Genomic DNA, 25813 nt, shown 5'->3' on the forward strand with positions numbered 1-25813 from the left:
ATCCCGCACCCCACGCGCGGGCTTATATAGACGCATCAACAGGTCGTTTTCAGGAGTTATTGAATAGCCATTCAATTTTCGGCATGGCATTTGCTCTGTCAATTCAAAGCCTCTCTCCCCTCGCAGGGGATGAGCGCAATAACAAGAGCCTCGCCTGAGGCCATCACCCGCTTTGTGTGAGGAGATACCGCGATGACGTCGTTCAACTCCGGGGCCCAACCCCAGAACCGTGCGCCTCAATCCATCGGCTTTTTGCTGCTGGACAATTTCACGCTGATTTCACTGGCGTCGGCCGTGGAACCCCTGCGCATGGCCAACCAGTTGTCCGGTCGCGAGCTGTACCGCTGGACAACCCTGAGCGTGGACGGCAACCAGGTATGGGCCAGCGACGGCCTGCAAATTACCCCGGACGCCTCCATGCACAAAGCGCCAGCGCTGGACACGGTCATCGTCTGTGGCGGTGTGGGTATCCAGCGCACGGTCACCCGTGAGCATGTGTCGTGGCTGCAAAGCCAGGCGCGTCAATCCCGTCGCCTGGGTGCCGTGTGTACCGGCAGTTGGGCGCTGGCTTGCGCGGGTTTGCTCGACGGTTTTGATTGCAGCGTGCATTGGGAATGCCTGGCGTCGATGCAGGAAGCCTTCCCGCGCGTCGCGATGAGCACGCGTCTGTTCACGCTCGACCGCAACCGCTTCACCAGCTCCGGCGGCACTGCGCCGTTGGACATGATGCTGCACCTGATCAGCCGCGACCACGGCCGTGAATTGTCGGCTGCCATCTCCGAGATGTTCGTCTACGAACGCATCCGCAACGAACAGGATCACCAGCGCGTGCCGCTCAAGCACATGCTCGGCACCAACCAGCCGAAGCTGCAGGAAATCGTCGCGCTGATGGAAGCCAACCTGGAAGAGCCGATCGACCTGGATGAACTGGCGGTGTATGTCGCCGTGTCGCGCCGCCAGTTGGAGCGGCTGTTCCAGAAATACCTGCACTGCTCGCCGTCGCGTTATTACCTCAAGCTGCGCCTGATCCGTGCGCGGCAGTTGCTCAAGCAAACACCGATGTCGATCATCGAAGTGGCGTCGGTGTGCGGGTTCGTGTCCACGCCGCACTTCTCCAAGTGCTACCGCGAATACTTCGGCATACCGCCACGCGATGAACGTGTCGGCTCCAACACTACCCAGCAAGTGGCGATGATGCCGATTCCGCAGGCACTGGTGTTGTCACCGTTGTCGGGGCCGATGTCGGCGTTGAGCCAGGCCAGAAACGAGTCGACGTTTGCCAGTGTAAGGCTCTAAACCGAGTCGTCTGCATCGCAGGCAAGCCAGCTCCCACCTTGGAATGCGTTCTCCTGTGGGAGCTGGCTTGCCTGCGATAGCGGTATTTTCAGGCGCCGGAGTTCTGTTTGAATTGCATCAGCGCCGGCAACAACTGCTTGTCGATCGCCTGGCGTACCGCCGGCAAAATCGTCGCACTGCCGCTGTACATTTTTTCAACCATGCCCTTGAGCGCCTTGGCCCGCGCCTCGCTCAAACCGCGCACCGCACATTCACACGCCTGCTCGGCGGTGGTACCGCTGGATACTTCAAAACCCAGCGAGCGCAGTTGGCTCAGCAGGTCATCCTGGTCAATCAAATCCGCGTGCATCATGACGTTTATCCTGGTGTAGGGAACAGGGATTGACCTGGATTCTGGTTGGCCCCCGCTGGGTGGGCAAGAGCAGAATCGAGCAATGGCTTGGATGGCTATGAACAGGTCGTTTTCGGGTCACTTGGCAATACGGTTAATAGGCACACTGATCCCAGGCACGCAGCTTGACGGTTTGGTCACCCTCCAGATGCACAGCTCACACAAGGCCCCTCTGCCCCGATCCAGTCACGGCTGGCTCGGGGCTTTTTTTGCCGGCAAACCGATGACACGGCCAAGCAGGGCGGGCCTTGGCAGCTCGGCCTGTGCAGCGCTGATCGCGTCGAGCCGTTGCAGCGTGGCCTCGGTGAACGGTGTAGCTTGCGGCCCGGCCAGATCGACGTGCAGCAGCATCTGTTCATTGCCGGCCAGTTCCTTGTCATCGCCCACCCGGTGCAGGCTGTGATACAGGTGCAGGCGCTTGGCGTCATGGGCGATCAGTTGGGTGTGCACTTCAACCTCGGCGCCCAGTTTCACTTCGTGCAGGTAGTTCAGATGCAGCTCCAGGGTGAACAATGAGTGGCCGCTGGCTTCACGGTTGTCGCTGTCCAGGCCCAGGGTGTCCATCAGCGCGTCGGTGGCGTAGCTGAAGATCAGCAGGTAGAACGCGTCGCGCAGGTGGCCGTTGTAGTCCACCCAGTCGGGAAGGACTCGGGTGGTATAGGTGGTCAATGCGGGCATTATCGGTTCCCTTTATTCGGCGAAGGTCATGCCGTGCCGGACCTTGGTGGTTTTCACCGCCTCAAGCACTGCCAACAGGCAATCATCACGATAGCGCTCCAGCGCCGAAATGCTGTGTTGGCCCAACTGATCGCTAGTGCCATCGACAACGTCGTCAATCAGCTTGTCGGTCAGCTCCGGTGCTGGCAGGTAGGTCCATGGCAACTGCAACGCCGGGCCGAATTGCGCCATGAAGTGCCGCATACCGGCATCACCGCCTGCCAGGGTGTAGGTGAGGAAGGTACCCATGAACGACCAGCGCAAGCCGGCGCCAAAGCGAATCGCGTCATCGATTTCGCCGGTGGTGGCCACGCCGTCATTGACCAGGTGCAGCGCCTCGCGCCACAACGCTTCGAGCAGCCGGTCGGCAATAAAACCGGGCACTTCCTTGCGCACATGCAGCGGGCGCATACCGAGGGATTCATACACCTTGATGGCCGCCTGGATCGCTTCTGGCGCAGTGCGCTTGCCGCCCACCACCTCCACCAAGGGCAGCAGGTAAACCGGGTTGAACGGGTGGCCGACCACGCAGCGTTCCGGATGGGTCGAACCTTCATAGAATTCGCTTGGCAACAGCCCGGACGTGCTCGAACCGATCAACGCATTCGGCTTGGCCGCCGCGCTGATCTGGCTGTGTAACTGCAGCTTGAGCTCCAGGCGTTCCGGGGCGCTTTCCTGAATGAAGTCGGCGTCCTTGACGCACTCCTCGATGGTGCTGACAAAGCGCAGCCGATGCTGGGAGGCACCCGCTGCCGGGCCTTGTTTTTCCAGCGCACCCCAAGCATTGGCGACGCGTTTGCGCAAGGCTGCTTCGGCACCGGGGGCAGGGTCCCAGGCGACCACATCCAGGCCGTGGGCGAGGGCACGGGATACCCAACCGCTGCCGATAACACCGCTGCCCAAGGCAGCGAAGGTTTTGATGTCAGTGATAAAGCTCATTGGCACATTCCTAAAGAGTTCGGGGATCCCCTCCCACATGTTTAACCGCGTTTGGTCAGGCCCATCTTGATTCGGCCCTCGGCCGGGGTCATGACCCGCGCACCCAGCCGGCTGAGGATTTCACGGGCGCGTTCCACCAACTGGCCGTTGGTGGCGAGCACGCCTTTGTCCAGCCACAGGTTGTCTTCCAGGCCCACCCGTACATTGCCGCCCAGCAGCACCGCTTGCGCGGCCATCGGCATTTGCATGCGACCAATCCCGAACCCTGCCCACACCGCGTCGGCGGGCAGGTTGTCGACCATGGCTTTCATGGTGGTGGTGTCGGCCGGCGCGCCCCAGGGAATGCCCAGGCACAGTTGGAACAGCGGGTTATCGAGCAGCCCTTCCTTGATCATCTGCTTGGCGAACCACAGGTGGCCGGTGTCGAAAATTTCCAGCTCGGCCTTTACGCCCAGGGCCTGGATATGCTTGGCGCCGGCCCGCAGTTGCGCCGGGGTGGACACGTAAATGGTGTCGCCGTCGCCGAAGTTGAGGGTGCCGCAGTCCAGGGTGCAGATCTCCGGCAGCAGCTCCTCCACATGCGCCAGGCGGGTCAGTGGGCCGACCAGGTCAGTGTTGGGGCCGAAGTCCATCGGGTTCTCGCCGCCACCGATTTCCAGGTCGCCGCCCATGCCGGCGGTGAGGTTGACGATGATGTCGATGTCGGCCTCGCGGATGCGCTCCATCACTTCACGGTACAAGGCTACATCGCGGCTGAATTTGCCGGTGTACGGGTCGCGTACATGGCAGTGCACCACGGTGGCGCCGGCCTTGGCGGCTTCTACTGCGGCGGCGGCAATTTGTTTGGGGGTGACCGGCACGTGCGGGCTTCTGGCGGTCGTGTCGCCAGCACCGGTGAGTGCGCAGGTGATGATGACGTCGTGGTTCATGAGGCGGTTCCTTACAGGCGTGGTGGTGCCGTTCGCGGTCTCAAGTGGCCGCGAAACGGTGATTCGGAGAAGGTTATTTGCTGGTGAGTTTCAGGTTGGCGGCTGCGGGTTTGCCATCGAACGTGGTCACGCCCTCCAGCCAGCGCTGCTGGTCTTGAGGGTGATCCTTGAGCCACTGCCTGGCGGATTCCAGGGCATCCTTGTGATCGAGCAGCGGCTGCATCATGCGGCTCTCGTCGGCGGCGGTGAACGTCAGGTTGGTCAGCAGCGTGTGCACGTTGGGGCACTGCTCGGCGTAGGTTGGCGACGTGACGGTCCATACGCTGGCCCGGCCTTCGTTCGGCCCCAGGGCGTCTTCGCTGCCGGTGAGGTAGGTCATCGCCACATTCACGTTCATCGGGTGCGGCGCCCAACCAAAGAACACCACGGCTTCCTTGCGGCGCACGGCGCGGTCCACGGCGGCCAACATGCCGGCTTCGCTGGACTCCACCAGTTGGAACTTGCCCAGGCCAAACTGGTTCTTGGCAATCATCGCCTTGATCTGGGTATTGGCACCCGAGCCAGGCTCGATGCCGTAGATCTTGCCGCCCAGCTCTTTCTGGAACCTGGCGATGTCAGCGAAGGTCTTCAGGCCCTTGTCCGCCAGATAAGTCGGCACCGCCAGGGTGGCGCGCGCGTCTTCCAGGCTGGGTTTATCCAGGACCTTGACCTGCCCGGCCTCGACAAACGGCGTGATGGTCTGGGTCATCAGCGGGTTCCAGTAGCCCAGGAACAGGTCCAGGCGTTGGTCGCGGATACCGGCGAAGATGATTTGCTGGGAGGCGCTGGTTTGTTTGGTCTTGTAGCCGAGGCCGTCGAGCAGCACTTGAGTCATGGCGCTGGTGGCGATCACGTCGGTCCAGTTCACCACGCCCATGCGTACGTTCTGGCATGAAGCGGCATCCGCTGCCATGGCGTTAGTGCTCAAAACGGCGCTGGCGCTGAGTGCAAGTACGCAACGGCGGATCAGTCGGTTCATGGTGGGTCCCTCGGCAGGTCGTTATTGTGGGGGCCGGTGTCTTTGTGCACCGTGACGCCACGTTACGCAGCTTGGCGAACCACAAAGCGCACGACGGCGACCGGCTCTTGCACTGCAGCGACCTGTCCCCTTGAATCCGTGCATGAACGGGAGTATCACAGTGCCACGCTGCCCGCCCCACGAGAGCGCCACCATGTCCCAGGATTTCTACTTCTTGCTGATGCCGGGTTTTTCGGCCATCGGTTTTATCTCGGCCTTGGAACCGTTACGGGTCGCCAACCGCTTTCGTGGCGAGTTGTACCGCTGGCACATATTGAGTGCAGATGGCGGTGCGGTGCTGGCGAGCAACGGTATGTCGGTCAACGCCGACGCCGCGCTGGAGCCGCTGGAAAAAGGCGCCACATTATTAGTGGTGGCCGGTTTCGAGCCTTTGCAATGCTCCACCCCGGCGCTGGAGCATTGGCTGCGTCGCCTCGATCACGACGGCGTGACCTTGGGCGCCATCGACACCGGCGCCTGTGTGCTGGCCGAAGCGGGGCTGCTCGATGGCCACCGCCTGACCCTGCACTGGGAAGCCATCGACGCCTTCAAGGAAGCCTATCCGCAGTTGAGCGTGACTCAGGAACTGTTCGAGATCGACCGTCGCCGCATTACCTGCGCCGGCGGCACCGCGTCCATCGACTTGATGCTCGATCTGATCGCCCAGGCCCACGGCTCGGAACTGGCGGTCCAGGTCTCGGAGCAATTCGTGCTCGGCCGTATACGCCCACGCAAAGACCACCAGCGCATGCAGATCGCCACGCGCTACGGCATCAACAACAAGAAACTGGTGCACGTGATCGGCGAAATGGAGCAACACACCGAACCGCCCCTGAGCACCCTGGCCCTGGCCGACGCGATCAAGGTCACCCGGCGCCAACTGGAGCGCCTGTTTCGTCTGCACCTGAACGACACCCCGAGCAACTTTTATCTCGGCCTGCGCCTGGAGAAAGCCCGGAAACTGCTGCGCCAGAGCGACATGAGTGTGCTGGAAGTGAGCATTGCGTGTGGGTTTGAGTCGCCGTCCTATTTCACCCGCAGCTATCGCGCCAGGTTTGCCAAGTGTCCTAGGGAGGATCGGCGACGGGAGGTGGTTTGACGGACAATTATAGTCAATTATACTTATCGCTATAATTTATAGTCCTTTCCATAATTGAGTATAAAACCATGTCCACGCACAGCGGCTTTGTGTTTCGCCGCCCCACCCTGGCAAGCAGTATTGCCGATGGCCTGGTGGGGGCCGGTATTCAGGATTTCACCTCTGGCCTGTTTCTCGCGGCGCCCCGACGCACGGGAAAAAGCACTTTTCTGCGCGAAGACCTGATTCCGGAATGTCAGCTCCGGGGCTGGCTGGCGGTGTATGTCGACCTGTGGGCCAACAAGGAAAAAGACCCCGCCGAGCTGATCGCGAGTGCCATTGCGGGGGCGTTGGTGCCGTTTGAAAAGGGCATTCGCAAACTGGCAAAGAACATTGGCATCGAGAAACTAAGCTTTCTGCGTACGCTTTCCTGGGACTTTACCAAGCCACAATTGCCTGTCGGTGCGACGCTGACCCAAGCGTTGGAATTGCTCCATAGGGCTGCAGGAAAACCCGTTGTGCTGGTGATTGACGAAGCACAGCACGCATTAACCACCAAATCAGGTATCAATGCGATGTTCGCGTTGAAGGCTGCCCGGGATCAGCTCAACCAAGGCCGTGACGAGGAGGGCAGCGGTTTGCGCCTGGTGTTTACCGGATCCAATCGCGACAAGCTCGCCCATTTGGTATTGGGTAAAAGCCAGCCATTCTTCGGTTCCAGCATCACGCCGTTTCCGCTGCTGGGCAAAGCGTTCACCCAGGCCTACACCGTGCACCTCAACGCGCACCTGGCCAAGAACAACCAATTCAACGCGGCTGATATTGATGAGGCGTTTGAGCGGGTAGGTCGGCGTCCCGAGATGTTGCGCACGATCATCGGTGAAGTCGCATTGGAGCTGGGCGAGGCGAGCAATCTGGGCCAACTGCTGCACAGTCGTGCAGAACTGCTGCGCGCGGGTGTATGGACCGAGTTCGAAAGCGCCTGGAACGCCCTGACCATCCCTCAGCGCGCCGTGCTGGAGGTGATGGTGGAGCGTTCTCAAAACAACGAACCCTTCGCGCCATTCACCGATAGCACCCTCACGGCTGTCAGCAAGGCGCTGGAAAAGATGGGTAGCGACGTGGTGCCGGGTACCCAGACCATCCAGGCCTGCATCGATGCCCTGCGCGACAAGGAACTGGTGTGGAAGTCGAGCCGAGGCGGCTATGCCCTGGAGGACAAAACCTTCGGTGACTGGCTGCAACACAAGAGCCCTGCACCGCGCTAAAAGGCCGGCTCCTAAAGAGAGCGGGTGTGGCTTATTTCTTTACCAGGGCCGAGCATGCCGCCTTGTAGGCTTCATGCTGGTACTTGTTCAGCGTCGCGGGCAGATCAAAGGTGTGCTTCTTGTTCTGTGCATTGATGGTCTGCGGCGACAGCAGCGTCACCTCCACCCCGTCCAGCAACTGAAACACCCCTTCAATCTTGAACGTCGTCGGGCCGCCGGCAAACTCGCCTTTTTTGCTGCGCTTCTTGATCGCGATACGGGTAATGGCGTTCGCCTGCACGAAGGCCTTTACCTGGGCGGCGAAGGCTTTGACGTTGGCCGCTTCATCGTCGTCATCAAGGGCGATTTTCTTGGTGGCCAGGGCGATGTGGGTCAGTGCCTGGTTGTCCAGAGCGGCGAGGGCGATGATGGCTTCGCTGCCTTTGATTTCGATGCCGCAAGTAGTCATGGAATGCTCCGCGCCCCAGAAAATGCTCATGGGTAAGTTATTTATCGGGGCGCATGATACCGCCAAGCTCAAACAGCTTCTTTACGGTTTCGCTCATGGGCTGCATTTGAGAGATCTCAATGTGCAATTTCAACAAACTGGCTTTCTTGATTTCTTCGTCGAGTTCATTTTGGCGCTCGTTTGGCCCGTGGATTTTTTTGCGCCAGCCGCTTAGGCCAAATACGGTTAGCCATGATGCGACGAGGGCGTATATGACGAGGGCGATCAATGAAAGCGCCTCTCGAGCACGTACGAAGTTAAATACAAGATCGAGGGTGTCAGGATCAGCAGGTTTGTAGCCGGCCTTCAGCTCTGACTGGATTTTCAATGCAGCTGCTAAAAAATCCGGATCGTTATTTAATTTCTTTGAAAGCTGCGGGATATAGTCTTTCTCGGTGTCACCCTCTTTAAGAGCGGTGATGCGGTTTTCGAATAATCTCTGATTATGCTGGTTTGAAAAGTTGTCCAGAGACGCGTTGGTCTGTACTTCGATTCGATAATCCAGGTAAGCCAATGACAGGATGGCAAACAGCGCGCCGCCGAGCATCAGCAAGCCGCAAACAGCGGCAAATTTGTACAGGTTGTCGGTGGGAGGGGTAGGAAACCATTGCATTGTTCAGTACTCATCCTTGAGAGGGAAAGCATCGTTAAATTTGACGAGCGCGCAAAAGCAGCGTGGGACTTGCTTGGCCAATAGGGTGCGCAAATCACTCCTGCCCAATCGACTCCAAAAACTCCGACCGCTCATCACTCATCCGCGCCAGGCAATCATTCTGCGCAATCGCATACTCCTTGCTGCCATTGACCGCCGGGAAGGTGTCCACCGCGCAATCGGCATCACGCAGTTTTTCCCATTTCTGCTGGGCGTCCTTCAGACGGGCGGTAATGTCGGCCAGTTTGGTCTTGTCGCTGCCGTAGGTTGAAGCCATGCGCTCCAGCAGGCCTTGATAGTTATCCTTGAGCAATTGCTCGGCGGTGGTTTTGTTGTAGGCGGCGCAGGCCAGGGTCTGTTTGTCGTTTTCGATGCCGTCGCACGGCGTGCTGTCGGTGTCTTCGGCTGCGTGAACGCCGGTTGCGATGAGTGCCAAAGCCAGGAAAATCGATTTCATTGCGCCGTCTCATATCACGTGATGCGCAATTCTGGCTCAAGCGTAAGACAAAGAACAGTCGCCCGTCAGGCATGTCTGCACAGCCTTTGTCGTGGATTGACGCTTTCGGCAATTCCCCTGTCGTTTTTGCACCCGGCTCGGGTTGTCCCTGGGCATATGCTGGCCCCAAAGCGCCGGCAGACGATTCGGCGCATGAATCGCCAATAAGGGGACGCCTGATGAGCCCAGCCGAGTTGCACGCCGACAGCATCGTTATCGACGGTCTGATTATTGCCAAGTGGAACCGCGACCTGTTCGAAGACATGCGCAAAGGCGGCCTCACCGCCGCCAACTGCACGGTGTCGGTGTGGGAAGGCTTCCAGGCCACGATCAATAACATCGTCGCCAGCCAGACCCTGATCCGCGAGAACAGTGACCTGGTGATCCCGGTGAAAACCACCGCCGACATCCGCCGTGCCAAGGAACAGGGCAAGACCGGCATCATCTTCGGCTTCCAGAATGCCCATGCGTTTGAAGACCAGCTCGGCTATGTCGAGATCTTCAAGCAGCTCGGCGTTGGCGTGGTGCAGATGTGCTACAACACCCAGAACCTGGTGGGCACCGGCTGCTACGAGCGCGACGGCGGGTTGTCGGGCTTCGGGCGCGAAATCGTCGCCGAGATGAACCGTGTCGGCATTATGTGCGACCTGTCTCACGTCGGTTCCAAGACCAGCGAAGAAGTCATCCTCGAATCGAAAAAGCCGGTGTGCTATTCCCACTGCCTGCCGTCCGGGCTCAAGGAACACCCGCGCAACAAGTCCGATGAAGAACTCAAGTTCATCGCCGACCACGGTGGGTTTGTCGGCGTGACCATGTTCGCGCCGTTCCTGGCCAAGGGCATCGATTCGACCATCGACGACTACGCCGAAGCCATCGAATACACCATGAATATCGTCGGCGAAGACGCCATCGGCATTGGCACCGACTTCACCCAGGGGCATGGCCAGGATTTCTTTGAAATGCTTACCCATGACAAGGGCTACGCCCGCCGCCTGACCAGCTTCGGCAAGATCATCAACCCGCTGGGCATCCGCACCGTGGGTGAATTCCCCAACCTCACCGAGACCCTGCTCAAGCGTGGCCACCCCGAGCGCGTGGTACGCAAGATCATGGGCGAGAACTGGGTCAACGTCTTGAAGGACGTCTGGGGCGAATAAGCCAGACACCTATCGGCAACACCACAACGAATTTTTCTGGAGTTAAGTTTCCATGGCCAAGATCGCCCCGCAATTGCCAATCGAAGTCGACAGCGAAACCGGTGTCTGGACCTCCGACGCCCTGCCCATGCTGTACGTGCCGCGCCATTTCTTCGTCAACAACCACATGGGTATCGAAGAAGTGCTGGGCGCTGATGCCTACGCCGAGATCCTCTACAAGGCCGGCTACAAATCCGCCTGGCACTGGTGTGAGAAAGAAGCCGAGTGCCACGGCCTGGAAGGCGTCGCGGTGTTCGAACACTACATGAAGCGCCTGTCGCAACGTGGCTGGGGCCTGTTCAAGATCCAGGACATCGACCTGGATAAAGGCACCGCCAGCGTCAAGCTTGAGCACTCGGCGTTCGTCTACGTGTACGGAAAGGTCGGGCGCAAAGTCGACTACATGTTCACCGGCTGGTTTGCCGGTGCCATGGACCAGATTCTTGAGGCCCGTGGCAGCAAGATCCGCACTGTCGCCGAACAAGTCTACGGAGGCTCCGAAGAGGGCCACGACGATGGCCTGTTCACCGTCAAACCGTTGTAAGCCGAGGACCGTGCCATGGCTTTCGAAGCAATGTTTGCGCCGATCCAGATCGGCAAGCTGACCATCCGCAACCGCGTGCTCAGTACCGCCCACGCCGAGGTGTATGCCACCGACGGCGGCATGACCACCGACCGCTATGTGAAGTACTACGAAGAGAAAGCCAAGGGCGGTATCGGCCTGGCGATCTGCGGCGGGTCCTCGGTGGTGGCCATCGACAGCCCCCAGGAGTGGTGGAGTTCGGTGAACCTGTCCACCGACCGCATCATCCCGCACTTTCAGAACCTGGCCGACGCCATGCACAAGCATGGCGCCAAGATCATGATCCAGATTACCCACATGGGCCGTCGCTCACGCTGGGACGGCTTCAATTGGCCGACCCTGATGTCGCCGTCCGGCGTGCGTGAGCCGGTGCACCGTGCCACCTGCAAGACCATCGAGCCGGAAGAAATCTGGCGCGTGATCGGCAACTACGCCCAGGCGGCGCGTCGTGCCAAGGCCGGTGGCCTGGATGGCGTCGAGCTGTCTGCCGTGCACCAGCACATGATCGATCAGTTCTGGAGCCCGCGGGTCAACAAGCGTACCGACGAATGGGGCGGTAGCTTTGAAGGCCGCATGAAGTTCGGCCTGGAAGTGCTCAAGGCCGTGCGTGCCGAAGTAGGCGATGACTTCTGCGTGGGCATGCGCCTGTGCGGTGACGAGTTCCACCCGGACGGCTTGTCCCATGAGGACATGAAGCAGATCGCCAAGTATTACGACGACACCGGTATGCTCGACTTCATCGGCGTGGTGGGCTCGGGGTGCGACACCCACAACACCCTGGCCAACGTGATCCCGAACATGAGTTACCCGCCGGAGCCGTTCCTGCACCTGGCAGCTGGGATCAAGGAAGTGGTCAAGGTTCCGGTGCTGCACGCGCAGAACATCAAGGACCCGAACCAGGCCACGCGCATCCTCGAAGGCGGCTATGTGGACATGGTCGGCATGACCCGTGCGCACATCGCCGACCCGCACCTGATTGCCAAGATCAAGATGGGCCAGATCGACCAGATCAAGCAATGCGTGGGCGCCAACTACTGCATCGACCGCCAGTATCAAGGCCTGGACGTGCTGTGCATCCAGAACGCCGCGACCTCCCGTGAATACATGGGCGTGCCGCATATCATCGAGAAAACCACCGGGGCCAAGCGCAAAGTGGTCGTGGTGGGCGCAGGCCCCGCCGGTATGGAGGCTGCACGTGTCGCCGCCGAACGCGGCCACGACGTAACCCTGTTGGAGAAAAAAGAGTTCATCGGCGGGCAGATCACCACCGCTTCGAAAGCGCCGCAGCGCGACCAGATCGCCGGTATCACTCGCTGGTACCAGCTGGAGTTGGCGCGCTTGAAAGTCGACCTGCGCCTGGGCGTGGCGGCGGATGCCGAGACCATCCTGGACCTGCGTCCGGATGTGGTGGTGCTGGCGGTGGGCGGGCATCCGTTCATCGAACAGAACGAACATTGGGGCGCCGCCGAAGGCTTGGTGGTGAGCAGTTGGGATGTGCTTGACGGCAAAGTCGCGCCGGGCAAGAACGTGCTGGTGTACGACACCATTTGCGAGTTCACCGGCATGTCGGTGGCGGACTTCCTGGCCGACAAAGGCTGCCAGGTGGAAATCGTCACCGACGACATCAAGCCCGGTGTGGCAATTGGCGGTACGTCGTTCCCGACTTACTACCGCAGCATGTACCCCAAGGAAGTGATCATGACCGGCGACATGATGCTGGAAAAGGTCTATCGCGAGGGCGACAAGCTGGTGGCAGTGCTGGAAAACGAATACACCGGCGCCAAAGAAGAGCGGGTGGTCGACCAGGTGGTGGTGGAGAACGGTGTACGCCCGGACGAGGCCCTTTACTACGGGCTCAAGGAAGGCTCACGCAACAAGGGCCAGATCGACGTCGAAGCGCTGTTTGCGATCAAGCCGCAGCCATGCCTGAGCGAAGCGGGTGAAGGGTACTTGCTGTTCCGCATTGGTGACTGTGTGGCCCAGCGCAACACCCACGCTGCGATCTACGACGCCCTGCGCTTGTGCAAGGATTTCTAAGCCGACACCGAACCAAAAAGTGGACTCGGTTCAAATGTGGGAGGGGGCTTGCCCCCGATAGCGGTGGGTCAGCTACAACAGTATCAACTGACACTCCGCCATCGGGAGCAAGCCCCCTCCCACATTTCAAGGCCAGTTTCACAGTAGACCTGTGTGGTCTGTGGGAGCTTCATCATGTTGAACACCTTGCTGCCTATTCTGTTGTTTGCCGCTTTGGGCCTTGCGGTCCTCGGCGCCCTGCGCCGGGTGAACATGTGGCGCCGTGGGCGTGCATCCAAAGTCGATCTGCTGGGCGGTCTTCTGGCCATGCCCAAGCGCTACATGGTCGACTTGCACCACGTGGTCGCCCGCGACAAATACATTGCCAATACCCACGTCGCCACGGCGCTGGGCTTTGTGCTGTCGGCGCTGCTGGCTATTGCGGTGCACGGCTTCGGCCTGCAGAACCGCATTCTCGGCTATGCCTTGCTGCTGGCTTCGGCGTTGATGTTTGTGGGCGCGATCTTCATGTACCTGCGCCGCCGCAATCCGCCTGCGCGCCTGTCCAAGGGCCCATGGATGCGCCTGCCGAAAAGCCTGATGGCGTTCTCGGTGAGCTTTTTCCTGGTGACCTTGCCGGTGGCCGGGATTCTGCCCGCTGACTTTGGCGGCTGGCTGCTCGCTGCGCTGCTGAGCGTGGGCGTGCTGTGGGGCGTATCGGAAATGTTTTTCGGCATGACCTGGGGCGGGCCGATGAAGCACGCCTTCGCGGGTGCCCTGCACCTGGCCTGGCACCGCCGCGCCGAGCGCTTCGGCGGTGGCCGCTCCACTGGTTTGAAGCCGCTGGACCTCAGTGATAAAACCGCGCCGCTTGGCGTGGAAAAGCCCAAGGATTTCACCTGGAACCAGTTGCTCGGCTTCGACGCCTGCGTGCAATGCGGCAAGTGCGAAGCAGCGTGCCCGGCGTTCGCTGCCGGCCAGCCCCTGAACCCGAAAAAGCTTATCCAAGACATGGTCGTCGGCCTGGCCGGTGGCACCGATGCCAAGTTCGCCGGTAGCCCATACCCAGGCAAACCGGTGGGCGAACACGGCGGTAACCCGCATCAGCCGATCGTCAATGGCCTGGTGGATGCCGAGACGTTGTGGTCGTGCACCACATGCCGCGCCTGCGTGGAAGAGTGCCCGATGATGATCGAGCACGTTGACGCCATCGTCGACATGCGCCGCCACCTCACCCTGGAAAAAGGTGCCACGCCGAACAAGGGCGCCGAAGTCCTGGAAAACCTGATTGCCACCGACAACCCTGGCGGTTTCGCACCGGGCGGTCGCCTCAACTGGGCGGCGGACCTGAACCTGCCGTTGCTCAGTGACAAGGGCAGCTGCGAGGTGCTGTTCTGGGTCGGCGACGGTGCCTTCGACATGCGCAACCAACGCACCCTGCGGGCGTTTGTCAAAGTGCTCAAGGCGGCGGGGGTGGACTTTGCGGTACTTGGCCTGGAAGAACGCGACAGCGGTGACGTAGCGCGGCGTCTGGGCGATGAAGCAACTTTCCAATTGTTGGCCTCGCGCAATATCCAGACGTTGGGCAAATATAGCTTCAAGCGCATTGTTACCTGCGACCCGCACAGTTTCCATGTGCTGAAAAACGAGTACGGCGCCTTCAACGGCAATTACGTCGTACAGCATCACAGCACCTTCATGGCCGAGTTGATCGGCGACGGCGCGCTCAACCTGGGCCAGCACAAAGGCAGCAGCGTGACCTACCACGACCCTTGTTACCTGGGCCGCTACAACGGCGAATACGAGGCACCGCGCCAAGTGCTGCGGGCGTTGGGCATCGAGGTCAAGGAAATGCAACGCTCAGGCTTCCGTTCGCGCTGCTGCGGCGGTGGCGGCGGCGCGCCGATCACTGACATTCCCGGCAAGCAACGTATCCCCGACATGCGCATGGAAGACATCCGCGAAACCGGTGCCGAACTGGTGGCCGTGGGCTGCCCGCAATGTACGGCGATGCTTGAAGGTGTGGTCGAGCCGCGGCCATTGATCAAGGATATTGCCGAGCTTGTGGCCGACGCTTTGCTTGAAGACCCTGTGCCGGCAAAAGCGCCTAAACGTGAACCCGCGGAGGTGCATTGATGAGCGACATTATTCGCCGTGACCCTCGGGCCGAATGGATCGCCCGTAACCGTCTTCACCCCTTGCACGCGGCCATGCAGCCCGTGCAGCAGAGCTGGATGGGGCCCAACGGCATCATTCGTAAAAACGTGCACGGTGTCGGTTTTATCGGCCCCAACGGCATCAAGCGTATTGACCGCAGCGGTGCCCAGCAGGGCGGTGCGGCCAAGCGTACGGCGGCGGTGGAGGTACAGTTGCCACTGCATCAGGTGCCAACGCCCGCGTTCTACATCAGTGTGGTGCCGGACATGGTCGGTGGCCGCTTGAGCAGCCACGACCGTGACTTGCTTGGCCTGGCCAGGCAACTGGCTGGCAGCGACGGCGCGGTGCTGGCCGTGGTGTTTGGTGAACACAAGGAAAACGCCTTCGCCACTGCCGGTGTCGATCGCCTGCTGGTACTGGACGGCCACGCGTTCGACGGTTATTCACCGGAGCAACGCGTACAAGGCCTGCGCGCTGTGGATAACCAGTTCAATCCGCGCCACTGGCTACTGCCGGACAGCCGCAGCGGCGGCGGTGAATTGGGTCGGCGCTTTGCCGCCAGCCTCAAGGAACGCCCGGCGACACGCGTTTGGCAAATCAAGGGCGATGAGTGCATCGGCCGTGCGGGGGCGGGCCAGCAAGATTTGGCCCGGCCGCTGCCGCGCCTGATCCTGGCGGCCGTTGAGTGTGCCGACCCGGTCAGCGAGACCCGGCATGAGGTACTGCCCGTAGAGTTATCCACAAGCCTGGCGCGCAGTTTGTCGCGTATCGAGGACCTGGGGGCGGTGGCGGTGGATCCTGCGGCGATTCCCATGGCCGAAGCGGAATTCATTTTCTCCGGTGGCAATGGCGTGAAGGACTGGGCGCTGTTCCACCAGACCGCCGCAGCCCTGGGCGCCACCGAGGGCGCGTCGCGGGTGGCGGTGGACGATGGCTTCATGGCGCGTGATCGTCAGGTCGGCGCCAGCGGCACCTGGGTCACGGCGCGGGTGTACGTGGCCGTGGGTATTTCCGGGGCGATCCAGCACCTGCAAGGCATCGGGGCCTGTGACAAGGTGGTGGCGATCAACCTCGACCCGACCTGCGACATGATCAAGCGTGCCGACCTGTCGGTGATCGGCGAAAGCGCCGCGATTCTGCAAGCCTTGATCGATGCGGTGCAGGCCTACCGCAACGGCGCCAAGCGCGATGCAGCTTAGGGACATGACCATGACAACCACTGTAATCAGCTTGGTATCCATCGGCGCCCACCCCACTTCCGGGCGCCCGCGCCGTGCGGAGCAGGACGCCCGCGCTGTCGAGCTGGGCCTGCAAATGGCTGGGGATAAGTTGCAGGTGCTGCACGCCGGCGATATCAACGAGCCGACCTTGCGTAGCTACCTGGGGATGGGGCTGGCGCAACTGCATGTATTGGAACAGCCGCCCGGCGCCGATGCCTTGCCGGTACTCAGTGAATACCTGCATGACGCCGGCGCCCAGGTGGTACTCACCGGCAGTCAGGCGGAAACCGGCGAAGGCTCGGGCATGTTGCCGTTTTTGCTGGCAGAACAATTGGGTTGGCCGTTGATTGTAGGGGTGGCCCAGGTGGAATCCATCGACGCGGGCGTCGCCCATGTACTGCAAGCCTTGCCTCGCGGCCAGCGGCGGCGCCTTAAAGTGCGCCTGCCGTTTCTGGCCACCGTGGATAACGCTGCGCCCAAACCGCGCCAGAGTGCATACGGCCCAGCGCAACGTGGCGAACTGGCGGCCCATGAGGTGGAGATCGAACAGGACGAGTTATTCACAGGCGCCCTGCTGCAACCGGCCAAGCCAAGGCCCAAGCGTCTCAAGGTGATCAAGGCCAAGAGCGGCGCCGACCGTATGAAGGCTGCCACGGCCAAGGCCAGTGGCGGTGGTGGGCAGGTGCTCAAGGGTGTGAGTGCTGAAGAGGGCGCTCAGGCGATTCTCAAGCTGTTGATTGAAGAGGGTGTCGTACGCTGATCCGCTGTGGGAGGGGGCGCGCTCCCTCCCGCATGAGTTCTGCGGTTTACCCACAATCGCTGTTGATCCGCTTGTGGATAACCTGTTTGCGGTTGCCCACACCCCCTATGTATCAAGCCTTGCAGCCCTCTGTACGAAAAATAGCCAGCCTAAACTGCGGTTTTTCCAGGAGTTTTCCCGGTTGGCAGTACTGACTTGCCCCCAAAGTCTGTTGGCGCATCTGTGGATAAGATGTTCGCTATCTTCTGTAATCCATGTAAACAAAGGCTTTCAGAGGGTCGATCAAAAATCGATCAATTTCGGCTTTTTTCTGCATTAAAACCCTGGGGAGCCCGATTTATGCAGGGTTTGTGCGCTTTTCCACAGGTTGGATAAAGTTGCCCCCAAAGTCTGTTGGTGCATCTGTGGATAAGGTGTTCGCTTAGTGCTGTAGACCATATGAATCAAGGTCTGCACAGATATGATCAATAAATGATCAGGTAAGGATGGATACCTTGGTTTCAAATAAGTCACGGATTTTCTTGATTTAATTTAAGCCGCACACCGACTTGCCCACAATTGCTGTGGGTGGCTTTGTGGATAAGTTGTTGGGCAAAGGCTGGAGGGCAGGGTGTTAGCGGTCTGCGCGAGAGTTGATCAAATAGTAGGCAGCGTCTGCTTGAAGTGTGGGAGGGGGGGCTTGCTCCCGATAGGGATGGCTCAGCTTGCACATGCATTGGCTGATACTCCGTTATCGGGAGCAAGCCCCCTCCCACATTTTTGATCCATAGGGCGTCAGTTACTCGTGTGCAGCCACACCTTTGAGGTACGGCGCAGGCGCGGCCCCCAAGTTGTTCAACATGCGCTCGCTGTACCAGTCCACAAAGTTCACCACGCCAAACTCATAGGTCTTGGAGTACGGGCCAGGCTGGTATGCGGTGGAGTTGATGCCGCGCTGGTTCTCCTCGGCCAGGCGACGGTCCTGGTCGTTGGTGGCGTCCCACACCTGGCGCATGCGCTCCACATCGTAGTCCACGCCTTCCACGGCGTCCTTGTGCACGATCCACTTGGTGGTGACCATGGTTTCCTGGGCGCTGATCGGCCACACGGTGAACACGATGATGTGGTCGCCCATGCAGTGGTTCCACGAATGAGGCAGGTGCAGGATGCGCATCGAGCCCAGGTCCGGGTTCTTGATGCGGCCCATCAGTTTGGCGCAGCCCTGCTTGCCGTCCAGGGTCATCGACACTGTGCCCTTGAGCAGCGGCATACGCACGATGCGGTTACGCAGGCCGAAGCTGGCGTGGGCGTAAGGGATCTTCTCGGCATCCCAGGCGGCGGCGGAGGCGGCTACGTGGTCCTTGAACGCCTGGTCGGCGCGCGGGTCGGTGACGTCGTCCCATTCCAGCAGGGTTTTGAGCAGTTCCGGGTGCGACGCGTTGCAGTGGTAGCACTCGCGGTTGTTTTCCAGCACCAGCTTCCAGTTGGCTTTTTCGAACAAGGTGGTCTGGATCGCCACCTTGGTGTTTTCCATGTCGTAGGGTTCCATGTAATGGCTGAGCGTCGACAGGAAGTCATCGATGGCCGGCGGGGTCTCGGCCAGGCTGATGAAAATGTAGCCGCCGGCGGTCTTCACGTTTACCGGTTTCAAGCCGTACTGCTTCATGTCGAAGTCGGCGCCCATCTCGGTACCGGCGAACAACAGGCGACCGTCCAGTTCGTAGGTCCATTGGTGGTAGTGGCAAACCAGTTTGGCGACCTTGCCCTTTTCGCTGGTGCACAAGCGCGAACCACGGTGGCGGCAGACGTTGTGGAATGCATGCACCACGCCTTCGGCGCCACGGATCACGATGATCGGGTTCTTGCCCACTTGCAGGGTCAGGTAGTTGCCCTTGGTGGGGATTTCGCAGGTCATGCCGGCAATCAACCACTCTTTCTGGAAGATCTCCTGCATGTCGATATCAAACAGCCGCTCATCAGAGTAGAACGGCTGTGGCAGCGAAAAGGTGCGCTCGCGCTCGTGCAGCATTTGCGCGGTGGCCTTGCGTGCGGGTTCCAGCGGATCGCCCAAGCTTAAGGTTGCGGTGACGTCCATCGTGTGTGTCCTCATGGCCATTCTGTGTGGCCGGCGAATAGTGGCTGATCAGGTTTGCAGCAAGGCGTAAAGAACGCGTCTTTGTTGGGAGCGAGTGTGGGCCCGGCGTTGGGTCGAACCTTATCCATGGGCGACATGGCCCAATCTGATCCCGACGCGCAAGGCCCTGTCTTTGGGGGCTGGTCGCCGTAAGTATGTGAATGTCGCAGATAGGTAAATGGGTGGCCCCGGCGTTACGCAGAATCGCCACCATAAGGCCGACGTCGGCGGTGGAGAACAACATGTCTAGCAATTTCCTGAATCCGGTAACCACCCAGACCTGGGCCAATGGTCGGCACATCGTCCGTTGCGTCAAAGTCATCCAGGAAACCTGGGACGTGCGCACCTTCTGTTTTATGGCTGACCAGCCGATTCTGTTCTTCTTCAAGCCCGGGCAATTCGTCACCCTGGAGCTGGAAATCGAAGGCCAGCCGATCATGCGCTCCTACACGATCTCCAGTTCACCGTCGGTGCCTTACAGCTTTTCGGTAACCATCAAGCGTGTACCGGGCGGGCGTGTGTCCAACTGGTTGCATGACACGCTGCATGAAGGGCAGGAGCTGGCGGTGCACGGCCCGGTGGGGCTGTTCAATGCCATCGACTTTCCCAGCCCGAAAGTGCTGTACCTGAGCGGCGGGGTGGGGATCACCCCAGTCATGTCCATGGCGCGCTGGTTCTACGACACCAACGCGAATGTCGACATGACCTTTGTTCACAGCGCCCGCTCGCCCAAGGACATCATCTACCACCGCGAGCTGGAGCACATGGCGTCGCGGATCGACAACTTCAGCTTGCACCTGATTTGCGAAAAGCATGGCCTGGGTGAACCCTGGGCCGGCTACCGTGGTTATCTGAATCACAAGATGCTGGAACTGATGGTGCCGGACTTCCTGGAGCGCGAAGTATTCTGTTGCGGCCCGACGCCTTACATGAGCGCAGTGAAACGCCTGCTGGAAACCGCCGGTTTCGATATGGCGCGTTATCACGAAGAATCCTTTGGTGCGACGCCGCCGGAAGCGCGGGCTGACGCCGTGGAGCAGGCCGAGCAAGCGGCGGATGCGCCGGAAATCGACCTCGCGGATCTGCACCAGGTGGAGTTCATCGCATCGGGCAAAAGCATTCGGGTGGCCCCCGGCGAGACTGTCCACGCAGCAGCTGCCAAGCTTGGCCTGTTGATCCCCAAAGCCTGCGGCATGGGTATCTGCGGCACGTGCAAGGTGATGAAGCTGGGCGGGGAGGTGGAGATGGAACACAACGGCGGGATCACCGAGGAAGACGAAGCCGAAGGTTACATCCTGTCGTGCTGCAGCGTGCCCAAGGGCGATGTGCGCATCGAGTTCTAATACCCTGCACATTCCCACGCAGGAGCGTGGGAATGGCCGGTCGGCTGCGCGCCGAGGGTCATGAGTCTTCGGCGCGGGCTTCAAGGGTTAACAGTTACTGCGCGTAGATATGCACGACGAAGTGCTGGCCGGATGCTGTCAGTTCATAGACCTTGTCGTAGATCCTCAGCGTCCTTGAAGGCTCGCGGATCGTATCGCCGATCTTTGCGTACTTCCTGAACTCATCCCAGTCAATCACCGTGGTGCTGATAGTGCCATCGCTTTGCAGGGTGTTGCCGTTGCTTTGATATTCCATGATTAAGCTCTCCATTGGATTTACGTTTCCAGCCGATTATTCGGCGGGTAGCGAACCCGGAAAGTGGCGGTTATGACTGCGTTTTCCTTCCGGGTACCAAGAGGCTAGTCAACGAATATCCAGCGCGTAGCTGTCAGAAATATCAAAAAACAGACTCGGCAATCGGCCAGTACTCGCTGGCCGAACTCCCACGTTAAGCCCTCATGACTTCCCTGATATCGGCGGCTAATTCTCGTACGCGCTCTTCTTCTGTGTCCCACGCACACATGAATCGCGCCCCACCTTTACCGATAAAGGTGTAGAAGCGCCAACCCTTGGCTGTAAGCCCCGCAATGGCTGGCTCCGAGAGTTGCAGAAATACGCCGTTGGCTTGCACAGGGAACATCAATTCCACGCCGGGGATGTCCGCAACCAGGCTGCTGAGCAATTGCGCGCAGTGGTTGGCGTGGCGTGCGTGCTTGAGCCAGGCATCGTTTTCCAGCAAGCCTACCCACGGGGCGGACAGGAAGCGCATCTTTGATGCCAACTGGCCAGCCTGTTTGCAGCGGTAGTCGAAGTCTTCGGCCAGCTTGTGATTGAAGAACAGGATGGCTTCACCCACCGCCATGCCGTTCTTGGTGCCGCCAAAGCACAGCACGTCCACCCCGGCTTTCCAGGTCAGGTCGGCCGGTGAGCAACCCAGGAACGCGCAGGCGTTGGAGAAGCGGGCACCGTCCATGTGCAGGTTTAGGCCCAGCTCTTTGCAGGTGGCGCTGATGGCGCGGATTTCTTCCGGGGTGTACACGCTGCCGACTTCGGTGGCCTGGGTCAGGGTGACCACCCGCGGTTTGGGGTAGTGGATGTCCTGGCGCTTGAGGGCGATCTCGCGGATCGATTCCGGGGTCAGCTTGCCGTTCTCGGTGCGTGCAGTGAGCAGCTTGGAGCCATTGGAGAAAAACTCCGGTGCGCCGCATTCGTCGGTTTCAACGTGGGCCGTTTCCGAGCAAATCACGCTATGGTAGCTCTGGCACAGCGAGGACAGTGCCAGGGAGTTGGCGGCGGTGCCGTTGAAGGCGAAGAACACTTCGCAGTCGGTTTCGAACAAATTGCGGAAACCGTCGGCGGCGCGATGGGTCCACTCGTCATCACCGTAAGCGCGTTGATGGCCGTGGTTGGCTTGTTCCATGGCGGCCCAGGCTTCCGGGCAGATGCCGGAATAGTTGTCGCTGGCGAATTGTTGGCTCTTGTCGGTCATGGCCCATTCCTGTGGTCGATGTTGGTGCGCACTTTAACCAAGATTGTCAGGGGCGCGCACGCTCTGTAAATGCAAAGTCGTTGGGGAATTATGCACGGTACTCACACCTTGCCTGTCGGACGTGTCCGAGATGGCGCTTTGGACTCACTCAAGTGGCTGGCGCTGCTGAGCATGGTGCTCGATCACCTGCGCTATGTGGGGTTGAGCCTGGATGGGCTGTATGTGCCTGGGCGCCTGGCGTTCCCGTGGTTTTGCCTGGCGATTGCGGCCAATTTGCACAGGGCCCGGAACGCTCCGGTGACCGGCCATCGGCGCTACCTGGGGTGGTTGCTGCTGTTCAGCGTGATCAGCGAAGTGCCTTATCGGATGTTCATCGAAGATGCCGATACCTTGAACGTGTTGCCGACTCTGGCGCTGGGCCTGCTGGTTGCCCGAGGTTGGCAGCAGAAGGCGTTGGTTGATCGAGGATTGGCGCTGATCGCTGTCACAATAGCAGCTGTGTTTTCAACCCAGTTGATGTTCGGTTTCTTTGGTGTATTGCTGCCACTGGCGATGCTGTTGGTGTTTCGCCGGCCCTGGTATTTCAGCGTGCTGCCGGGTTTGGTCTGCGTCGCCGCGAATCAATGGCAGATTCTGCTGAATAGCGGCACGCCTGTGGCGCAGTTGGGGTTGGCTGCATGTCTGATTGCGCCGCTGGCAGGATTGGTCTTATTGCGACATGGCAAAAACGCCAAGCCACCCGCCATGCGGCGCTGGGCCTATGCCCTGTATCCCATGCATTTTCTTCTGTTGCTACTCGTTCGCAAGCTCATCGCCTGACCCCTGTGGGAGCTGGCTTGCCTGCGATGCAGACACCTCGGTCTGCCAGTTGCACCGCAGCGATGCCATCGCAGGCGAGCCAGCTCCCACACAAGCTTTGCACATTCTTCAGTCCATGTCGTAAACGCACCTTTGCGTGGCGTGCGCAGGCATTTGACCTGTACGCGCCAGCCCTACCATCGCATCAAAGGGCCCTGCGAGGGCTTCAACAATACGAAAGGCTGGGAGAGACGCGATGTTCAGCAAACAAGACCAGATCCAGGGATATGACGACGCACTGCTGGCAGCCATGAATGCCGAGGAGCAGCGTCAGGAAGATCATATCGAGCTGATCGCGTCGGAGAACTACACCAGCAAACGCGTGATGCAAGCCCAAGGCAGCGGCCTGACCAACAAGTACGCCGAAGGCTACCCGGGCAAGCGCTACTACGGTGGCTGCGAGCATGTGGACAAGGTCGAGGCCCTGGCCATCGAGCGCGCCAAGCAGCTGTTCGGCGCCGATTACGCCAACGTGCAGCCGCACTCCGGTTCGTCCGCCAACAGCGCGGTGTACCTGGCGCTGATCAATGCCGGCGACACCATTCTGGGCATGAGCCTGGCCCACGGCGGTCACCTGACTCACGGTGCCAAAGTGTCGTCCTCGGGCAAGCTGTACAACGCAGTGCAATACGGCATCAACACCGACACCGGCCTGATCGACTACGACGAAGTCGAGCGCCTGGCGGTCGAGCACCAGCCGAAGATGGTGGTGGCCGGTTTCTCTGCCTACTCCAAAACCCTGGATTTCCCACGCTTCCGTCAGATTGCCGACAAAGTGGGCGCGCTGCTGTTCGTCGACATGGCCCACGTCGCCGGCCTGGTGGCTGCCGGCCTGTACCCGAACCCGCTGCCCTACGCCGACGTGGTCACTACCACTACCCACAAGACCCTGCGCGGTCCACGGGGCGGCCTGATTCTGGCCAAGGCCAACGAAGCTATTGAAAAGAAACTCAATGCTGCGGTGTTCCCCGGTGCCCAGGGCGGCCCGCTGATGCATGTGATCGCCGGCAAGGCGGTGTGCTTCAAGGAAGCGCTGGAGCCCGGCTTCAAAGCGTATCAGCAACAAGTGATCGACAACGCCCAGGCGATGGCCGAGGTGTTCATCAAGCGTGGCTACGATGTGGTCTCCGGCGGCACCGATAACCACTTGTTCCTGGTCAGCCTGATCCGTCAGGGCCTCACCGGCAAAGACGCGGACGCCGCCCTCGGTCGCGCCCACATCACCGTCAACAAGAACGCCGTGCCGAATGACCCGCAGTCGCCGTTCGTGACCTCGGGCCTGCGCATCGGCACTCCGGCGGTGACCACCCGTGGTTTCAAGGTGCCGCAGTGCATCGAGTTGGCTGGCTGGATCTGCGACATCCTCGACAACCTCGGCGACGCCGATGTCGAGGCCAACGTGGCCAAACACGTGTCTGCCCTGTGCGCTGATTTTCCGGTTTATCGCTGAGCGCGGTTTTGGAGTAATGACTATGCAACGCTACTCAGGCTTCGGCCTCTTCAAGCACTCCCTCAGCCATCACGAAAACTGGCAGAAAATGTGGCGCACGCCCACGCCGAAAAAAGTCTACGACGTGGTCATCGTCGGTGGCGGCGGGCATGGTCTGGCGACCGCCTACTACTTGGCCAAGGAGCACGGCATCACCAACGTGGCTGTGGTCGAGAAAGGCTGGCTGGGCGGCGGTAACACTGCGCGCAATACCACCATCGTGCGTTCCAACTACCTGTGGGACGAGTCCGCGCATTTGTACGAACATGCGATGAAACTCTGGGAAGGTTTGTCTCAGGACCTCAACTACAACGTGATGTTCTCCCAGCGCGGCGTGTACAACCTGTGCCACACCCTGCAAGACATCCGCGACTCCGAACGCCGTGTGAGCGCCAACCGCCTCAACGGCGTGGACGGCGAACTGCTCAATGCCCAGCAAGTAGCTGACGAGATTCCATACCTGGACTGCTCGAAAAACACCCGCTACCCCGTGCTGGGCGCCACCGTGCAACGTCGCGGCGGCGTAGCCCGTCACGATGCCGTAGCCTGGGGCTTTGCCCGTGCTGCCGATGCCTTGGGCGTGGACTTGATCCAGCAAACCGAAGTGATCGGGTTCCGCAAGGAAAACGGCGTGTGCATCGGTGTGGAAACCAACAAGGGCTTTATCGGCGCCAAGCGCGTCGGCGTCGTCACTGCCGGTAACTCCGGGCACATGGCCTCGCTGGCCGGTTTCCGCCTGCCGATCGAATCTCACCCGTTGCAAGCGTTGGTGTCGGAGCCGATCAAGCCGATTATCGACAGCGTGATCATGTCTAACGCCGTGCACGGCTACATCAGCCAGTCCGACAAGGGCGACCTGGTGATCGGTGCCGGTATCGACGGCTACAACGGCTACGGCCAGCGTGGTTCGTACCCGGTCATTGAGCACACCATTCAGGCCATCGTCGAGATGTTCCCGGTACTGTCGCGGGTGCGCATGAACCGCCAGTGGGGCGGCATCGTCGACACCACACCGGATGCCTGCCCGATCATCTCCAAGACCCCGGTACCGAACATGTTCTTCAACTGCGGTTGGGGCACCGGTGGCTTCAAGGCCACTCCGGGCTCAGGCAACGTCTTTGCTGCCAGCCTGGCCAAGGGTGAAATGCACCCATTGGCCGCGCCTTTCTCCATCGACCGTTTCCACAACGGTGCGCTGATCGACGAACACGGCGCTGCGGCCGTCGCCCACTAACAGGA

24 protein-coding genes are annotated in these 25813 nt (G+C 60.3%); 13 read left to right on the top strand and 11 right to left on the bottom strand.

Annotation, left to right across the window (positions count from 1 at the left end):
* Positions 1-192: 192 nt before the first annotated feature.
* Positions 193-1296, top strand: a complete 1104-nt coding sequence (locus E4O98_RS21210) for a GlxA family transcriptional regulator (protein ID WP_005792167.1) — start codon at positions 193-195, stop codon at positions 1294-1296.
* Between the two features lie 88 nt (positions 1297-1384).
* Here E4O98_RS21210 and E4O98_RS21215 read toward each other — a convergent pair whose 3' ends face one another.
* The 5 genes from E4O98_RS21215 to E4O98_RS21235 form a co-directional block, all read right to left on the bottom strand.
* Positions 1385-1648 carry a hypothetical protein gene (locus tag E4O98_RS21215; RefSeq protein WP_032879047.1) on the bottom strand — a complete coding sequence of 88 codons (264 nt, stop codon included), beginning with the start codon at positions 1646-1648 and terminating at the stop codon, positions 1385-1387.
* A gap of 225 nt (positions 1649-1873) precedes the next feature.
* Positions 1874-2365 carry a thioesterase family protein gene (locus tag E4O98_RS21220; RefSeq protein WP_032879049.1) on the bottom strand — a complete coding sequence of 164 codons (492 nt, stop codon included), beginning with the start codon at positions 2363-2365 and terminating at the stop codon, positions 1874-1876.
* A gap of 12 nt (positions 2366-2377) precedes the next feature.
* Positions 2378-3343: an L-carnitine dehydrogenase gene (locus tag E4O98_RS21225; protein WP_248136173.1), complete on the bottom strand. Its 966-nt coding sequence runs from the start codon at positions 3341-3343 to the stop codon at positions 2378-2380.
* 41 nt (positions 3344-3384) lie between these two features.
* Complete coding sequence (locus tag E4O98_RS21230) at positions 3385-4272, bottom strand: 3-keto-5-aminohexanoate cleavage protein (protein WP_248136175.1); 888 nt, start codon at positions 4270-4272, stop codon at positions 3385-3387.
* A 73-nt stretch (positions 4273-4345) separates the two neighbouring features.
* Positions 4346-5290, bottom strand: a complete 945-nt coding sequence (locus tag E4O98_RS21235; RefSeq protein ID WP_032879054.1) for a choline ABC transporter substrate-binding protein — start codon at positions 5288-5290, stop codon at positions 4346-4348.
* A gap of 193 nt (positions 5291-5483) precedes the next feature.
* On the opposite strand from E4O98_RS21235, the gene E4O98_RS21240 reads away from it, so the two are divergent.
* The gene (locus E4O98_RS21240) at positions 5484-6428 is read left to right on the top strand and encodes a GlxA family transcriptional regulator (protein ID WP_005792161.1); all 945 of its coding nucleotides are present in this window, start codon (positions 5484-5486) and stop codon (positions 6426-6428) included.
* A 68-nt stretch (positions 6429-6496) separates the two neighbouring features.
* Positions 6497-7675 carry an ATP-binding protein gene (locus E4O98_RS21245; RefSeq protein ID WP_248136177.1) on the top strand — a complete coding sequence of 393 codons (1179 nt, stop codon included), beginning with the start codon at positions 6497-6499 and terminating at the stop codon, positions 7673-7675.
* 31 nt (positions 7676-7706) lie between these two features.
* Here the strand turns inward: E4O98_RS21245 and E4O98_RS21250 are convergent, their stop codons facing one another.
* The 3 genes from E4O98_RS21250 to E4O98_RS21260 form a co-directional block, all read right to left on the bottom strand.
* Positions 7707-8123, bottom strand: a complete 417-nt coding sequence (locus E4O98_RS21250) for a DUF3010 family protein (RefSeq protein WP_148854078.1) — start codon at positions 8121-8123, stop codon at positions 7707-7709.
* Positions 8124-8160: 37 nt separating this feature from the next.
* The gene (locus E4O98_RS21255; protein WP_032879060.1) at positions 8161-8775 is read right to left on the bottom strand and encodes a hypothetical protein; all 615 of its coding nucleotides are present in this window, start codon (positions 8773-8775) and stop codon (positions 8161-8163) included.
* Between the two features lie 94 nt (positions 8776-8869).
* A complete protein-coding gene (locus tag E4O98_RS21260) occupies positions 8870-9271 on the bottom strand; it encodes a lysozyme inhibitor LprI family protein (RefSeq protein WP_005792155.1) in 402 nt (133 codons plus the stop codon).
* A 218-nt stretch (positions 9272-9489) separates the two neighbouring features.
* Here E4O98_RS21260 and E4O98_RS21265 point away from each other — a divergent pair, with 218 nt between their 5' ends.
* The 6 genes from E4O98_RS21265 to E4O98_RS21290 all read left to right on the top strand — a co-directional run bounded on the left by E4O98_RS21265 (position 9490) and on the right by E4O98_RS21290 (position 17242).
* On the top strand, positions 9490-10467 hold the full coding sequence (locus E4O98_RS21265; RefSeq protein WP_005792153.1) for a dipeptidase: 978 nt from the start codon (positions 9490-9492) through the stop codon (positions 10465-10467).
* A gap of 52 nt (positions 10468-10519) precedes the next feature.
* The gene (locus tag E4O98_RS21270) at positions 10520-11050 is read left to right on the top strand and encodes a DUF5943 domain-containing protein (protein ID WP_005792152.1); all 531 of its coding nucleotides are present in this window, start codon (positions 10520-10522) and stop codon (positions 11048-11050) included.
* Between the two features lie 15 nt (positions 11051-11065).
* Positions 11066-13126 (top strand): dimethylglycine demethylation protein DgcA, encoded by a 2061-nt coding sequence (gene dgcA / locus E4O98_RS21275; protein WP_032879068.1) that lies wholly within the window; start codon positions 11066-11068, stop codon positions 13124-13126.
* 174 nt (positions 13127-13300) lie between these two features.
* Positions 13301-15241: a (Fe-S)-binding protein gene (gene dgcB / locus E4O98_RS21280; RefSeq protein ID WP_248136179.1), complete on the top strand. Its 1941-nt coding sequence runs from the start codon at positions 13301-13303 to the stop codon at positions 15239-15241.
* Positions 15241-16461, top strand: a complete 1221-nt coding sequence (locus tag E4O98_RS21285; protein ID WP_032879074.1) for an electron transfer flavoprotein subunit alpha/FixB family protein — start codon at positions 15241-15243, stop codon at positions 16459-16461. The genes dgcB and E4O98_RS21285 overlap by 1 nt, the downstream gene beginning before the upstream one ends.
* Before the next feature lie 10 nt (positions 16462-16471).
* Positions 16472-17242, top strand: a complete 771-nt coding sequence (locus E4O98_RS21290) for an electron transfer flavoprotein subunit beta (RefSeq protein ID WP_248136181.1) — start codon at positions 16472-16474, stop codon at positions 17240-17242.
* A 778-nt stretch (positions 17243-18020) separates the two neighbouring features.
* Here E4O98_RS21290 and gbcA read toward each other — a convergent pair.
* Positions 18021-19316 carry a glycine-betaine demethylase subunit GbcA gene (gene gbcA, locus E4O98_RS21295; protein WP_032879076.1) on the bottom strand — a complete coding sequence of 432 codons (1296 nt, stop codon included), beginning with the start codon at positions 19314-19316 and terminating at the stop codon, positions 18021-18023.
* 281 nt (positions 19317-19597) lie between these two features.
* Here gbcA and gbcB point away from each other — a divergent pair, with 281 nt between their 5' ends.
* Positions 19598-20698, top strand: a complete 1101-nt coding sequence (gene gbcB / locus E4O98_RS21300) for a glycine-betaine demethylase subunit GbcB (protein WP_032879077.1) — start codon at positions 19598-19600, stop codon at positions 20696-20698.
* A 94-nt stretch (positions 20699-20792) separates the two neighbouring features.
* Here the strand turns inward: gbcB and E4O98_RS21305 are convergent, their stop codons facing one another.
* The gene (locus E4O98_RS21305; protein WP_032879079.1) at positions 20793-20993 is read right to left on the bottom strand and encodes a hypothetical protein; all 201 of its coding nucleotides are present in this window, start codon (positions 20991-20993) and stop codon (positions 20793-20795) included.
* Between the two features lie 193 nt (positions 20994-21186).
* The gene (locus E4O98_RS21310) at positions 21187-22227 is read right to left on the bottom strand and encodes a low specificity L-threonine aldolase (RefSeq protein ID WP_032879081.1); all 1041 of its coding nucleotides are present in this window, start codon (positions 22225-22227) and stop codon (positions 21187-21189) included.
* Positions 22228-22317: 90 nt separating this feature from the next.
* On the opposite strand from E4O98_RS21310, the gene E4O98_RS21315 reads away from it, so the two are divergent.
* From E4O98_RS21315 to E4O98_RS21325, 3 genes are all read left to right on the top strand, one after another.
* A complete protein-coding gene (locus E4O98_RS21315) occupies positions 22318-23046 on the top strand; it encodes a TraX family protein (protein ID WP_248136183.1) in 729 nt (242 codons plus the stop codon).
* Between the two features lie 235 nt (positions 23047-23281).
* Positions 23282-24535, top strand: coding sequence for a serine hydroxymethyltransferase (glyA, locus tag E4O98_RS21320; protein WP_032879086.1), 1254 nt, complete (start codon positions 23282-23284; stop codon positions 24533-24535).
* Between the two features lie 22 nt (positions 24536-24557).
* Complete coding sequence (locus E4O98_RS21325) at positions 24558-25808, top strand: sarcosine oxidase subunit beta (RefSeq protein WP_003176546.1); 1251 nt, start codon at positions 24558-24560, stop codon at positions 25806-25808.
* Positions 25809-25813 lie beyond the last annotated feature (5 nt).

Source organism: Pseudomonas sp. W2Jun17 (assembly GCF_023127795.1).
GTDB classification, from domain to species: Bacteria; Pseudomonadota; Gammaproteobacteria; order Pseudomonadales; family Pseudomonadaceae; genus Aquipseudomonas; species Aquipseudomonas synxantha_A.